This is a genomic window from Streptomyces sp. NPDC005863 (genome assembly GCF_042871345.1).
Classification (GTDB): Bacteria; Actinomycetota; Actinomycetes; order Streptomycetales; family Streptomycetaceae; genus Streptomyces.
This window is the reverse complement of sequence record NZ_JBIAII010000003.1, coordinates 666,562-679,745: the sequence shown is the minus strand read 5'-3', so window position 1 is coordinate 679,745 and position 13,184 is coordinate 666,562. Positions and strand designations below refer to the sequence as shown.

Genomic DNA, 13,184 nt, shown 5'->3' with positions numbered 1-13,184 from the left:
GGAGCCCGCCCGCCGGCCCGGCTCCGCGGGGGCGCCCGCGTACCCGAGGATGGAGCGGTGGAATTACCTGTCGCGGTCCGGGGCACGGCCTCCGGCGCCGCCGCCCGCCGGGCCCTCGTCGAGCGCCTCTTGGGGCCCGCCGTCCCGCGTGAACGGCTGCGCACCGACGCCCTGTTCGCCCTCGCCATGGCCGTCAGCTCGCTCGTGCTCGTCGTGCTCGTACGGGACAACGGCCACCCGCCCGGCGTGCTGGGCTGGCTGCTCCTGATCGCCGTCCACGTCACCGTCGTCTGGCGGCGCCGCGCCCCGCTGCGCGTGCTCACCGTCATGATCGCGTTCCTGCTGCCCTACCACCTGCTCGACGCCAACCACACCGCTCCCGTGGCGGCCACGATGGCCGGCCTGTTCACGGTGGCCTCCCGCTCCCGGCCCCGCGTCACCCTCCTCGTCGGCGTCGGCCTCATGGGCATCCTGCTGGGCCTGAAGTTCCGCGAGGGCCTGGCCGAGGGCGCCCAGTCGCTGCGCATCTCCGGCTGGATCGTGTCGTTCCTGCTGCTCGGCGTGTACGTGCGCATCCACCGGCAGTACGTCGGCTCCGTCGTCGAGCGGGCCGAGCGCGCGGAGCGCACCCGCGAGGAGGAGGCCCGCCGCCGGGTCGCCGAGGAGCGGCTGCGGGTCGCCCGCGACCTGCACGACCTGCTCGCGCACAGCATCACGCTGGTCGGCGTCCAGACCTCCGTCGCCGCGCACGTCCTGGCCGCCGACCCCGACCGCCTCGACCGCGCCGCCGTCGCCAAGGCGCTCGACGACGTGGCCGAGACCTGCCGCAGCGCCCGCGGCGAACTCCGCGCCACCCTCCAGGTGTTGCGGTCCGGCACCAAGGACGAGACCAGGGGGCCGCTGCCCGGCCTCGACGGGCTGCCCGACCTCGCGGAGTCGGCCCGCACGGCCGGCGCCCGGGTCGAACTGACGGTCGCCGAGTGCGAGGCGCCGGCCGCGGTGGGCGCCGCGGCCTACCGTATCGTGCAGGAGGCGCTCACCAACGTGGTGCGGCACGCGGGCGCGGGCAGCACCGTGCGGGTGTCGGTGCGCGCCCGGGACGCGGCGCTGTGCGTACGTGTCGCGGACGACGGGAGCGGGGGCGGGGCCGGGGACCGGGAGGACGGCCGCGCGCCGGGATTCGGGCTCCTCGGGATGCGGGAGCGGGCCCGCACGGTGGGCGGCACCCTGGACGCGGGGCCGCGGCCCGGGGGCGGCTTCCTGGTGTCGGCGGTGCTGCCCCTCGTACCCCTGGCCCCGGGAGGTCCGCGATGACCGTTCGTGTGCTGCTCGCCGACGACCAGACGCTGGTGCGCGCCGCGTTCGCGATGCTCGTCGACTCCGCGCCCGACATGGCGGTGGTGGGGCAGGCGGGCACGGGGCGCACGGCGGTCGAACTGGCCCGCGCCGAGCGCCCGGACCTCGTCGTCATGGACATCCGCATGCCGGACCTCGACGGCATCGAGGCGACGCGGCTCCTCGTGGCGGACGCGTCCCTCGCGGACGTGAAGGTCCTGGTACTGACCACGTACGACACGGACGAGCACGTCGTCGACGCGCTGCGGGCGGGCGCCTCCGGGTTCCTGGTCAAGGACACCCGGCCGGCCGAACTCCTCGACGCCATCCGCACGGTGGCCGCCGGCGACGCGCTCCTCTCGCCCGGCCCCACGGCCCGCCTGATCGCCCGGGTGCTGCGCGGCCCGGACACCGGGGAGCCCGTCAGGGGCGGGCCCGAGGGCCTCTCGGAGCGGGAGCGGCAGGTGCTGCGGCTCGTCGCGCGCGGCCTGAACAACCAGGAGATCGCCGACACGCTCGGGCTGAGCCCGCTGACCGCGAAGACCCACGTCAGCCGCATCATGGGCAAACTGAACGCCCGCGACCGGGCCCAACTGGTCATCACGGCGTACGAGACGGGGCTGGTCGCGCCCGGTTCGGTGGGGGCGCTCGGCGACACGTCCGTCAAGTGAGGGCGGCGCCCCGCGTGGGGGCGGGCCAGGTCAGAGCAGGTCCGCCGTCGCCAGGTGTTTGGCGACCCGTTCCGTTTCCGCGGGTGACAGCGGGATCTGGGGTTCCGCCGTGGCCGCGCAGTCGATCACGCCGCGCAGCCGCAGCGCCGCCTTGAACGCCCCGAGCGCCGCCGAACTGCCGCCCATCCGCGCCGGATCGCCCGCCGCCACCATCCCGAACAGGTCGCACAGCCGCTCCTGTTCGGCCCGCGCCCGCGCCCAGTCGCCCTCCCGGCAGGCCCGGTAGAGCCGCACGTACCCCGCCGGGTCCACGTTCCCGAGGCCCGGCACCACGCCGTCCGCGCCCATCGCAAGGGCCGCGTCGGCCGTCACCTCGGAGCCGGTGAGCACGCTGAACCCCGCGAGGCCCGGCGCCGCCCGCTTGCCGAGGACGACGTTCCGGAAGGCGCCCTCGGCCCCGCTGGAGTCCTTGAGGCCCGCGAGGACCCCCTCCCCGGCGAGCCGCAGGAGGAGGTCCGCGCCCAGCTTGGTGTGGACCGAGGCCGGGATGTCGTACGCGAAGACCGGCACCCCGCAGCCGCGCGCCACCAGCTCGAAGTGGCGGGCGATCTCGGCCGGATGGGTCCGCGTGTAGAAGGGCGCGGTGACCACGGCGGCGTCCGCGCCCGCGTCCGCGAGGGCGCGCGCGTGGTCCAGGACGCGCGGCGTGGTCATGTCGATGGCCCCGGCCAGGACCGGCAGCCGCCCGTCCACGTGCCGCACGACCGTGTCGACGACGAGGACGCGCTGCCGGTCCGTCAGATACGCGGCCTCCGAGGTGGAGCCGAGTACGAACAGCCCGTCGACCCCGGCCGTGACCAGGTGGTCGACGAGCCGGACCAGGGAGGACGTGTCGACCTCGCCGTCCGGGGTGAGCGGGGTGCAGACGGGCGGGACGACGCCGGTCAGCGGGGCGGGGACGGGCATGGCTGCTCCCTGGGGGTGACGGAGGAGGCCGTGGCGGCGGCCTGGGCGACGAGGTCGCGGTTCGACTCTCCCTCGTCCACGGGGTGAAAGCAGCGGAACCGGTGGCCCGGGCCCGCCTCGTGCGCGTCCGGCATCGCGGTGGCGCACACCTCGTCCGCCTTCCAGCAGCGGGTGCGGAACGGGCAGCCGCCCGGCGGCCGGGTCGCCGAGGGCACGGGGCCGGCGAGCGGGATCGGGTCGACGGGGTCGAGCAGGCCCGGCGTGGCCGAGAACAGCGCGCGGGTGTACGGGTGCCGGGCGCGGTCCAGGACCGTACCGGCCGGCGCCTCCTCGACGATCCGGCCGAGGTACATGGTGACGACCCGGTCGCTCATCCTGCGGACGGTCTGGATGTCGTGGGAGACGAACACCAGGGCCAGGCCCAGGCGTTCCTTCAGGTCCAGGAGGAGGTTGAGGATCTGGGCCCGCACGGACACGTCGAGGGCGCTCGTCGGCTCGTCCGCGACCACCAGGTCCGGTTCGAGCGCGAGGGCGCGGGCGATGGCGACGCGTTGGCGCTGGCCGCCGCTGAGCTGTCCGGGCAGCCCGTCGGCCAGGGCCTTCGGCAGGCCGACCAGGGCCATCAACTCCCGTACCCGCGCGTCTCGCTGGGCCGGGGTGCCGCGCTTGTGCACGTCCAGGGGGTCGCGCAGGATCCGGCCGACCGGGAGCCTGCGGTTCAGGGCGGTCGAGGGGTCCTGGAAGATCATGCCGGTGTGCGTGCCGATGGAGCTCCGGCGCTCGGCCGGGCTCATCGTCCACAGGTCGTGGCCGCGGAACGACACGGTGCCGGAGGTCGGGCGCTGGGCGCCGACGAGGACCTTGGCCAGGGTGGACTTGCCGCAGCCGGATTCGCCGACGATGCCGACGGTTTCGCCGGGGGCGGCCTGGAGGGTGGCGTCGGTGAGGGCGTACACGTGGTCCCGGGAGAAGAGGCCTCCCGAGCGGGCTCTGTGGACTACGTGCACGTCGTCCAACTGCACGATGGGGGTGGTCATTTCGGCTCCCGCCGCGTCGTGGCTGGTCGCGCAGTTCCCCGCGCCCCTTGGTGCGCCCTGGCGGGCGCGTCGGTGGTTGCCGGGTGGTGGCAGGCCGTCGTATGGGCGCGGTCGCCTGTCAGTGCGGGCGCCGTGACCCGGCACACCTCGTCCGCCAGCGGGCAGCGGTCCGCGAAGCGGCAGCCGGGCGGGAAGTCCGCCGGGGACGGGACCACGCCCTTGATCTGGGTGAGGCGCTGGGCCGCCGACTCCAGGGAGAGGACCGAGCCGAGCAGTCCGCGCGTGTAGTGGTGGGCCGGGTGCTCGACCAGGTCCGCCGTCACGCCCGTCTCGACGATCTGGCCGCCGTACATCACCACGACCCGGTCGGTGACGTCGGCGACGAGCGCCAGGTCGTGCGAGACGAGGACCAGCGCGAAGCCCAGCTCCTCGCGCAGCCGCAGCAGCAACTGGATGATCTGCGCCTGCACGGTGACGTCGAGCGCGGTCGTCGGCTCGTCGGCGACGATCAGTTTCGGGTCGCGGGAGAGGGCCATGGCGATCAGGACGCGCTGGCGCTGGCCGCCGGAGAGTTCGTGCGGATAGCTGCGCAGGGTGCGTTCGGGGTCGAGGCCGACCAGGCCGAGGAGTTCGGCCGGGGTGCGCCGGCCGCCCCTGCGGACGACCTGCCCCAGCTGGGCGCGGACGGTCATCGCCGGGTTCAGCGACGACAGGGCGTCCTGGTAGACCATCGCCATGGCGTGACCGAGCAGCCTGCGCCGGGCCCGCATCGGCAGGCCGGTGAGGTCTTGGCCGTCGAAAAGTACCCGGCCGCCGATCTCGGCGCCCTTGGGTTCCAGGCCCATCACCGTCAGCGCGGTGAGCGACTTGCCGCACCCCGACTCGCCGACCAGGCCGAGGACTTCACCGGGCCGTACGTCGAAGCCGATCCCGTCGACGACGCGGACGCCCTCGTGCCGGCCGGGGAAGGAGACGGTCAGCTCCCGGACGGACAGGACGGGATCGCCGCCGGGCAGGGGGCGGGCCCGGGAGCGGAGCCGGTGCGCCGCCGCCGTCAGGCCGGGCAGATCGAGGACCCGGCCGCTGCCGGGCTCGGGGGCCTCCAGGGGGTCCGCCGCGCGGGCCGCCCCCGCGACGTCGCGCGCGGACGGCGCGGCCCACGCGTCGGACACGCCCTCGGAGAGGATGTTCAGGGCGAGCACGGTGAGCAGCATGAGGAGGCCGGGGAAGACCGTCGCCCACCAGCCGCCGATCAGCACCATGTTCTTGCCGTCGGCGATGACGCTGCCCCAGGACGGGTCGGGCGGCCGCACGCCCGCGCCGATGAAGGACAGCGACGCCTCGAAGACGATGGCCTCGGCGACCTGCACCGTGCAGAAGACCAGGATGGGCGCCGCGCAGTTCACGGCGACGTGGCGGGTGAGGATGTGCGGGGTGCGGGCGCCGATGACGCGCTCGGCGACCACGTAGTCCTCGCCGTACTGGTCGAGCACGTTGGCCCGTACGACGCGGGCGATGGGCGGGGTGAAGAGGAAGGCGATGGCGCAGATCAGGACGAGGATGCCGCCGCCGAACACCGCGACGAGCACGGCGGCGAGCGCGATCCCGGGGAACGCCATCACGACGTCCAGGCAGCGCATCACCGTCTCGTCGACGGCCTTGCGGGAGGTCGCCGCGACCGCGCCGATCACGGCGCCGACGACGAGGGCGAGCAGGGTGGCGCCGAGCCCGATCGCCAGCGACCAGCGCGCCCCGTACATCAGCCGGCTGAGGATGTCGCGGCCCAGGCTGTCCTGGCCCATCCAGTGCCCGGCCGAGGGGTGTCCGGTGGAGTCGGTCTGCGGCTGCTGGTCGAGCGGGTCGTGCGGGGCGAGCAGCGGCGCGAACAGGGCGACCAGGACGACGAGGGCGACGACGCCGAGGGCGACCCGGGAGAGCGGGGGGAGCCGGCGCAGCGAGCGGAAGCGGATGCCGGGCACCGAGAGCCGGTCGGTCAGCTCCTTGCGGGTGGCGAACGTCAACGTGTCCCCCTCAGGCGCGGGTTGACCAGCAGATGGAGGACGTCGATGACGAGGTTGACGACGACGAAGCCGACGGCGGTGGTGATGACGACGCCCTGCACCACGGCCGGGTCGCCGTTCTTCACGGCGTCGATCATCAGCTTGCCCATGCCGGGCAGCGAGAAGATCGTCTCGATGACGACGGCGCCGCCCAGCAGATAGCCGACGCGCAGGCCGAGCACGGTGAGCGGGTTGATGAGGGCGTTGCGCAGGACGTTGCGGCCGACGACGACCACCGGCGGCAGTCCGCAGCCGATCGCGGTGCGGACGTAGTCCTTGTCGAGCTCCTCGACCACGGCCGTGCGGATGATGCGGGTGAGGCCCGCGGCCACCGGCAGGGAGAGCGCGAGGGCGGGCAGCGTCATGGTCTTCAGCCAGCCGGTGAAGGAGTCGGCGGGGTTGATGTAGCCGCCGGTCGGGAACCAGCCGAGGTCCACCGCCAGGTACTGGATCATCAGCAGCGCCAGCCAGAAGCCGGGCGCCGCGACGCCGGTCAGCGAGACCACGCGGATCAGCTGGTCCGGCAGCCGGTCGCGGTGGATCGCCGCGGTCACGCCGAGGGTGAGGGAGAGCACGACGGCGATGCCCAGGCCCAGGAAGGTGAGCTGCATGGTGAGCGGCAGGGCGGTGGTGACCTGGTCGACGACGGGGGAGCGGTTGAGGACGCTGATGCCCATGTCGCCGTGGAGGAGGTCCCCCACAAAGGCGATGTAGCGAACGGGCAGCGGATCGAGGAGCCCGTTGTCCTCGCGGAATTGGCGGAGTTGCTCGGGGGTGGGGTTGGCGCCCTGGAAGAACGCGGACGCCGGGTCGATGTCGGAGAACCGCATCACCAGGAAGACGAAGAGGACGATGCCGAGCAGCAGCGGGACGAGCAGGGCGACGCGGCGGGCCAGGATTCTGAGGACTGCGGTCACGGCGTGCGGCTCCTGAACTGGCCGGTGGTCAGACCCACTTGGCCTGCAGCAGGTTGATTCCCGGGTAGGGCTGGGCCTTGACACCGGTGATCTTCTTCGGGTCCCAGGCGGTCATGAGTTCGTTGTGCACGACCGGGTAGAGCACGGCTTGTTCGGCGATGACGTCGAGGTACTCCTGGACCATGGTCTTCTTGCGGCCCGCCTCCGGCTCGCGGGTGGCCTGGTCCATGTCCCGGAAGAGCTTCTTGGCGACCGGGTCGTCGGCCCAGCGCGCGTACCCCATCCACAGGTTCTCGGGGCCGTAGTTGTAGTGCATGATCAGGTCGGCGTCGAGCCCGAACTGGTTGGGGTTGGACGCGGCCGCGACGACCTGGAAGTCCTTCTTCTGGTCCAGTTTGGTGAAGACCGCGGTGGTCTCCTGCGGGTCGAGGGTGACCTCGACGCCGAGCTTCTCCCAGCCGTCCTTGATGGTCGGCAGGCAGTCGACGATCCAACTCACGTTGACGGCCATGAGGTTGACGCTCAGCTTGCCGACCCCGGCCTCCTTGAGGAGCTTTCGCGCCTTCGCCAGGTCGTATCCGTACACGGTCCTCGCGGGCCGGTAGGAGGGGTTGGCCTCGTTGAGGAAGGACGTGGACGCCTTGCCGTGGCCGCGCAGGGCGGCCGCGATCATCTTGTCGCGGTCGATGGCGTAGTGCAGGGCCTGCCGGACGCGGACGTCGTCGAAGGGCCGGTGCGCGGTGTTGAAGAGCAGGAAGAGGTTGTTCATCCCGGCGCCGCCCTCGACGGTCATCCCGCCCCGCTTGAGCCGCTCGATGTTGGCGTACGGGATGTTGTCGGCGATCTCCGCGTCCGCGCTGCCCCCGGAGATCTTCGCGACGCGCGGCGCGGCGTCGACGATGGTCAGCCAGTTCATCTTCTTGAAGGCGGCCTTGCGCGGCCCGTTGTAGTCGTCGAAGGCCTCGAAGGTGGTGTTCGACTTCGGGTGGTGGGCGGTCTGCCGGTACGGTCCCGAGCCCACCGCCTTCCCCTTGGTCGCGTCGTCCCAGGCGCCGGGCCTCCCGAACACGTGCTTCGGCATGATCTTGGCGAGGGAGAGCCGTGCGGCGCCGTCCGGGAAGGGGAACTTCAGGATCAGCTCGACGGAGGTCGCGCCGGTCTTCTTCACCTCCTTGAGCCAGCTCGCGAAGAAGCCCTTGGCGAGGGTCTGGGTCTTCGGGTCGAGGATCCGGTCGAACACGAAGACGACGTCGTCGGCGGTGACGGGCTTGCCGTCGTGCCATGTGGCGCCCGGGCGCAGCGTGAACGCCCACGTCGTCGCCTTCGGGTCGGCCGGGAGCTCGGTGGCGAGCGCCGCGTAGGGCTCGCGGGTGATCGGGTCGGTGCCGAGCAGTCCCTCGTAGATGTGTTCGTTGCCGGCCATCGCGAAGGCGGACGCGGTCTGTGTCGGGTCCCAGCTGCCGTCGTTGCCGTAGCCGATGACGGCCGTGAGCGTCGAGTCGCCGCCCTGGCCGCCGCCCCCGGTCTCGTTGGTGGACTCGGGCCCGGAGGAGCAGGCGGAGAGGGTGCTCGTGACGGCTGCGGCCGCGCCTAGCGCGCCCGTGTACCTGAGGAAGGAGCGGCGGTCCGGCGCGATCGCGCGGAGCGCCGTACGAGAGGTCGGATCGGTCACGGTGTCTCCCCTGCCTCCTGAAGAGGTCCCACGTCCTACGTCATGGGTGGCGTGGCGACGATAGGAGGGGGGAGAGGGCCGGTCAAGGGCCCCGGCGTGGCGTTCGACAAGTGCGCCCCGATACCAGTACCCGGCCCCCGCGGTCTCGCGAAGCGGTCATCCACACCCGCGCACCGGCCGGATTTGTATCCTCGGCTGGCGCCACCCACCGAGCGCCGCACCTGCGAGAGGCAACACCATGAGCACCGAGCTGAGCCCCGACACCCAGGCCCTGGCCGGGCTGCTTGAGCAGGCCAGGAAGGAGTACGCCGAGCTCGCCGGGCGCGGGCTCTCCCTCGACCTGACCCGGGGCAAGCCGGCGACCGAGCAGCTCGACCTCGCCGAGGACCTGCTGAGCCTGCCCGGCGGACGGCACACGGCCGCCGACGGCACGGACGTCCGCAACTACGGCGGCCTGCAGGGCCTGCCCGAGCTCCGGGAGATCTTCGCCGAGCTCCTCCAGGTGCCCGCCGGGCAGCTGCTCGCGCTCGGCAACTCCAGCCTGGAGCTGATGCACGACTGCCTCGTGCACGCCCTCCTCGGCGAGGTGCCCGGCGCCACGTCGCGCTGGGTGGACCAGGAGCCCATCGCGTTCCTGTGCCCCGTGCCCGGCTACGACCGGCACTTCTCGCTCTGCCGGCGGTTCGGCATCGACATGATCCCCGTGGCGATGACGCCCGAAGGCCCCGACATGGACGAGGTCGAGCGGCTCGTCGCCGGGAACCCGGCGGTCAAGGGCATCTGGTGCGTGCCGAAGTACAGCAACCCCGACGGCGTCGTCTACAGCGACGAGACCGTCGCGCGGCTCGCCGCCATGCCCACCGCCGCGCCCGACTTCCGGATCTTCTGGGACAACGCGTACGCCGTCCACGACCTCACCGACGAGCCCGCCGAGCTCGCCGACCTGCTCGCCGCGTGCGCGGCGGCAGGGCACGAGGACCGGGCGTTCGTCTTCGGCTCCACCTCGAAGATCACCTCGGCCGGCGCCGGCGTCGCGTTCTTCGGCTCGTCGGCCGCCAACCTGAAGTGGCTGCTCGCGGCCAACCAGAAGCGGTCGATCGGCCCCGACAAGGTCAACCAGCTGCGGCACGTGATGTTCCTGAAGGACGCCGACGGCGTACGGGCGCACATGGCGCGCCACCGCGCCCTGCTGCGGCCCAAGTTCGAGACGGTCGCCCGGATCCTGGAGGCGGAGCTCGGCGGCACCGGCCTCGCCACCTGGACCTCGCCGAAGGGCGGCTACTTCGTGACCCTGACGGTCCCGGACGGCTGCGCGAAGGAGGTCGTGCGCCACGCGGCGGAGGCGGGCATCGTGCTGACCCCGGCCGGCGCGACGCACCCCCTGGGCGACGACCCGAGCGACGCGGTCATCCGCATCGCCCCCAGCTACCCGAGCCTCGCGGAACTGGAGGAGGCCATGAAGGGCCTCACGGTCTGCGTCCGCCTGGCCGCCCTCGAACAGCGGACGGCTGCGGTCACCGGCTAAGCACCCTCCGTACGCCCGCGCTCGGGCCGTTCCAGGAACGGCCCGAGCAGCCCCGGCACCGCGCGGTCCGCGAAGGTGAGGCCCTCCGCCTCGTCCACGTCGTACGCCGCGTACGCCTGCGCGCCCGCCGCCGTCGTCGCGTTCAGCGTGATCAGGCCCGCGCGCCGCTGCAGCACGGACTGCTTGACCGTCCAGCCGATCACCCCGCCGCGCCGCAACGCCACCGTGGACCGGCGCAGCGTCCCGGAGCGTACGACGAGGTAGTCGCCGTCGACCGCGTGGCCCAGGCCGCGGTACGCGTCCCGGGCCAGCGCCACCGCGGCCGGCCCCGGCACCGCCGCGCAGGCCGCCCCCAGATACGTCAGGACCGGCACGCCGACGACCGCCCCGAGCAGGACCAGGACCAGCGCGGGGGCCGCCGCCGACCACACCGCCCAGCGGATCCTGCGCGCCCGCGCCGCCCGCGGATGCGGCGTGAGCGGCGCCGCCGTGGGCGTCGAGGGCTCCCGCAGGACCCGCGCCGCCACCTCCTCCGCGAGGGCCCGCGGCGCGGCGGGCAGCAGCGTGCTCGGCCCCGCCTGGTCCTCCTCGTCGCGGCGCGAGAGCCCCGTGGCGACCGCGTCCACCCGCGCCGCCCCCGACAGCCGGAGCCCGAGCGGCTCCACCACGTCCACGCCCCGCAGCCGCGCCTCCTCCAGGGAGACCGAACGGGCCGTGAGCAGCCCGCGCCGCACCCGCAACGTGCCGCCGGGCTCCCGTTCCAGCCGGTAGTTCCACCACATCTCGACCCAGAGCCCGAGCGCCCCCACCGACCCGGCCGCCAGCGCCACCGCGGCCAGCGCGAGCACCATGCCCGCCACCGACATCCCGCGGAACAGGTCACCGACCCCGTCGATGATCTCCTCCTGCACCCCGAACCACTCGCTGACCTGCATCACCGCGCCGCCCGCCGCGGCCGCGAGCGCCGAGGTGACGAAGGAGAGCGGGGCGTACCTGATCCAGCGGGGATCGAGCGCGGCGAGGGTGCCCGGCGCGTCCGGCACGGCGTCCGGGGCCGTACGGCTCAGCAATTCGCGCCGCAGCCGTTCGCCCTCCGCCCTGCGCACGGGCCGCAGTTCGAGCGTGGCCTCCTGGCCCGCGCTCTGCTCGCCGGTGCCGATGCGGACCTCCACGAGGCCGAGCAGGCGCAGCAGGGGATGGGCGACGAGGTCGACGGAGCGTATGCGCTCCCGGCTCAGGGAGCGGTGCTTGGCGAAGAGGATGCCGCTGCGCAGCTCGGCGCGTTCGGGGCCGATGCGGTAGCGGCTGTGCCGCAGCCGCAGCGCGTCCAGCGCGACACCGCTCCCGACGAGCAGCAGGCTCAGGCCCACCGCCCAGACCAGTACGGGTCCCATCGCCACCCAGCCCTGGAAGCTGAGGGTGACGGGCACGCCGACGGCGGAGACCACGCCGCCCGTCATCTGCACGGTGACGAGCATCGAACGGCGGTCGAGCCGCCGCCAGCCGTGATCCGGGCCCTCGGCCGGCGCCGGCGCGGGTTCCTCACTCGGATCCGTCCGCCCCGGCGACTCCATGAGGCCGCTCACGTCGCGTCCCCCGGCGTCGCCTGCGTGACCAGGGCCAGCCGTTCGGCCAGCTCGGCGGCGCTCTCGTGGTCGAGCCCCGTGACCTGGAGCGCGCCCTTCGCGGACGCGGTGGTGACCGTCACCGTGCTCAGCCCGAACATCCGCTGGACGGGCCCGCGCGTCGTGTCGACGGTCTGCAGCCGCGACATCGGCGCGATCCGGCCCTCCGTCCAGAAGAAGCCGGTCCGCACGTACACCGCGTCGTCGGTGACCTCCCAGCGGTGCACCCGGTACCACCACGGCGGCAGCAGCGCCCCGGCGACCAGCCCGGCCCCCGCGACGGCGGCGGCGGGCAGGAGCAGCCAGAAGCGGGCCGGGGCGATGAGCGCCCCGAGCAGCCCGAGGACGGCCGCGGGGGCGGCCGCCGTCAGCAGCAGGCGCGTGCGCCACCAGGCGACGGCACGGCGGTCCAGACGGTGCCGCGGCGGCCGCAGCCGCACGCCCGCCGTCGCGTCTCCTTGGTCAACAACCATGAGACGAAAGGTACTTGCTCCCCCAAGTCGCCCGCGCCCCCCTACACCCGCACCCGCACGCTCGCATCGAGCAGCCGCAGCGCCTCCTCCGAGGTGGACCCCTCCTCGGCCGTGTAGACGCTGAGTCGCTGGTCCGGGTCGGCGGGCAGCGTGAGGGACTCGTAGTTGAGGGTGAGCGGCCCGGCGACCGGGTGCTGGAAGTGCTTGCTGCCGTGCGTGTGCCGGTGCACGTCCTGGTCGGCCCACCAGCGGCGGAAGTCCTCGTCGGCGAGGGAGAGTTCGCCGACGAGTTCGGCGAGGAGCGGGTCGTTGGGGTGGCGTCCGGCGTCGCGGCGGAGCGAGGCGACGATGTCCCGGGCGTGCAGGTCCCAATGGGCGTACAGCGAACGGGCGTTCTCGTCGCGGAACATGAACCGCACCAGGTTCCGCTCGCGGTACGGCAGCGCATCGAAGTCGGTGAGCAGCGCCCGCGCCATCGGGTTGGCGGCGAGGACGTCGAGCCGCCGCCCCAGGACCAGGGCGGGGGTGTGCTCCAGGATCCTGAGCAGGTCGCGAAGGCCCGGGCGGACCGGCTGCGGACGCGTCGCCGCACGACGGGACCCGGCCGCCGTCGGCCTGGCGAGCTCGAACAGATGGGTGCGCTCGACCGGATCGAGGCGCAGCGCACGGGAGATGGCGTCGAGCACGGTCTCGGAGACGTTCAGGCGGCGCCCGCGCTCAAGTCGTACGTAGTAGTCGACGCTGACGCCCGCCAGGTGGGCGATCTCCTCGCGGCGCAGCCCCGGCACGCGCCGGGCGCCGCCGTGGTCGGGCAGGCCCGCCTGGCGCGGGGTGATCCGTGCCCGCCGGGAGCGGAGGAACTCACCGAGTGCTGTGTTGCGGTCCATGCCGTTCACGATACGG

11 protein-coding genes are annotated in these 13,184 nt (G+C 73.5%); 3 read left to right on the top strand and 8 right to left on the bottom strand.

Annotation, left to right across the window (positions count from 1 at the left end; translation table 11 throughout):
• The first annotated feature begins 57 nt into the window (after nucleotides 1–57).
• Nucleotides 58–1,314 carry a sensor histidine kinase gene (locus ACFYO9_RS15360; RefSeq protein ID WP_388666313.1) on the top strand — a complete coding sequence of 419 codons (1,257 nt, stop codon included), beginning with the start codon at nucleotides 58–60 and terminating at the stop codon, nucleotides 1,312–1,314.
• A complete protein-coding gene (locus tag ACFYO9_RS15355; protein WP_358778870.1) occupies nucleotides 1,311–2,006 on the top strand; it encodes a response regulator transcription factor in 696 nt (231 codons plus the stop codon). Before ACFYO9_RS15360 ends, ACFYO9_RS15355 begins: the two co-directional genes overlap by 4 nt.
• 30 nt (nucleotides 2,007–2,036) lie before the next feature.
• Here the strand turns inward: ACFYO9_RS15355 and ACFYO9_RS15350 are convergent, their stop codons facing one another.
• Genes ACFYO9_RS15350 through ACFYO9_RS15330 form a run of 5 tightly spaced genes read right to left on the bottom strand, consistent with a single transcriptional unit; the run spans nucleotide 2,037 to nucleotide 8,658 of the window.
• Nucleotides 2,037–2,972, bottom strand: a complete 936-nt coding sequence (locus tag ACFYO9_RS15350; protein ID WP_358778869.1) for a dihydrodipicolinate synthase family protein — start codon at nucleotides 2,970–2,972, stop codon at nucleotides 2,037–2,039.
• Nucleotides 2,951–4,009, bottom strand: coding sequence for an ABC transporter ATP-binding protein (locus ACFYO9_RS15345; protein ID WP_358778868.1), 1,059 nt, complete (start codon nucleotides 4,007–4,009; stop codon nucleotides 2,951–2,953). The genes ACFYO9_RS15350 and ACFYO9_RS15345 overlap by 22 nt, the downstream gene beginning before the upstream one ends.
• Complete coding sequence (locus tag ACFYO9_RS15340; RefSeq protein ID WP_358778867.1) at nucleotides 4,006–6,030, bottom strand: dipeptide/oligopeptide/nickel ABC transporter permease/ATP-binding protein; 2,025 nt, start codon at nucleotides 6,028–6,030, stop codon at nucleotides 4,006–4,008. Before ACFYO9_RS15340 ends, ACFYO9_RS15345 begins: the two co-directional genes overlap by 4 nt.
• On the bottom strand, nucleotides 6,027–6,986 hold the full coding sequence (locus ACFYO9_RS15335; RefSeq protein WP_358778866.1) for an ABC transporter permease: 960 nt from the start codon (nucleotides 6,984–6,986) through the stop codon (nucleotides 6,027–6,029). The genes ACFYO9_RS15340 and ACFYO9_RS15335 overlap by 4 nt, the downstream gene beginning before the upstream one ends.
• A gap of 28 nt (nucleotides 6,987–7,014) precedes the next feature.
• On the bottom strand, nucleotides 7,015–8,658 hold the full coding sequence (locus tag ACFYO9_RS15330; protein ID WP_358778865.1) for an ABC transporter substrate-binding protein: 1,644 nt from the start codon (nucleotides 8,656–8,658) through the stop codon (nucleotides 7,015–7,017).
• Between the two features lie 238 nt (nucleotides 8,659–8,896).
• On the opposite strand from ACFYO9_RS15330, the gene ACFYO9_RS15325 reads away from it, so the two are divergent.
• Nucleotides 8,897–10,183 carry an aminotransferase class I/II-fold pyridoxal phosphate-dependent enzyme gene (locus ACFYO9_RS15325; RefSeq protein ID WP_358778864.1) on the top strand — a complete coding sequence of 429 codons (1,287 nt, stop codon included), beginning with the start codon at nucleotides 8,897–8,899 and terminating at the stop codon, nucleotides 10,181–10,183.
• Here the strand turns inward: ACFYO9_RS15325 and ACFYO9_RS15320 are convergent.
• The 3 genes from ACFYO9_RS15320 to ACFYO9_RS15310 all read right to left on the bottom strand — a co-directional run bounded on the left by ACFYO9_RS15320 (nucleotide 10,180) and on the right by ACFYO9_RS15310 (nucleotide 13,168).
• A complete protein-coding gene (locus ACFYO9_RS15320; protein ID WP_358778884.1) occupies nucleotides 10,180–11,661 on the bottom strand; it encodes a PH domain-containing protein in 1,482 nt (493 codons plus the stop codon). The genes ACFYO9_RS15325 and ACFYO9_RS15320 overlap by 4 nt on opposite strands.
• Before the next feature lie 104 nt (nucleotides 11,662–11,765).
• Nucleotides 11,766–12,281 carry a PH domain-containing protein gene (locus tag ACFYO9_RS15315; RefSeq protein ID WP_358778863.1) on the bottom strand — a complete coding sequence of 172 codons (516 nt, stop codon included), beginning with the start codon at nucleotides 12,279–12,281 and terminating at the stop codon, nucleotides 11,766–11,768.
• Nucleotides 12,282–12,322: 41 nt separating this feature from the next.
• Nucleotides 12,323–13,168, bottom strand: coding sequence for a helix-turn-helix transcriptional regulator (locus ACFYO9_RS15310; protein ID WP_358778862.1), 846 nt, complete (start codon nucleotides 13,166–13,168; stop codon nucleotides 12,323–12,325).
• Nucleotides 13,169–13,184 lie beyond the last annotated feature (16 nt).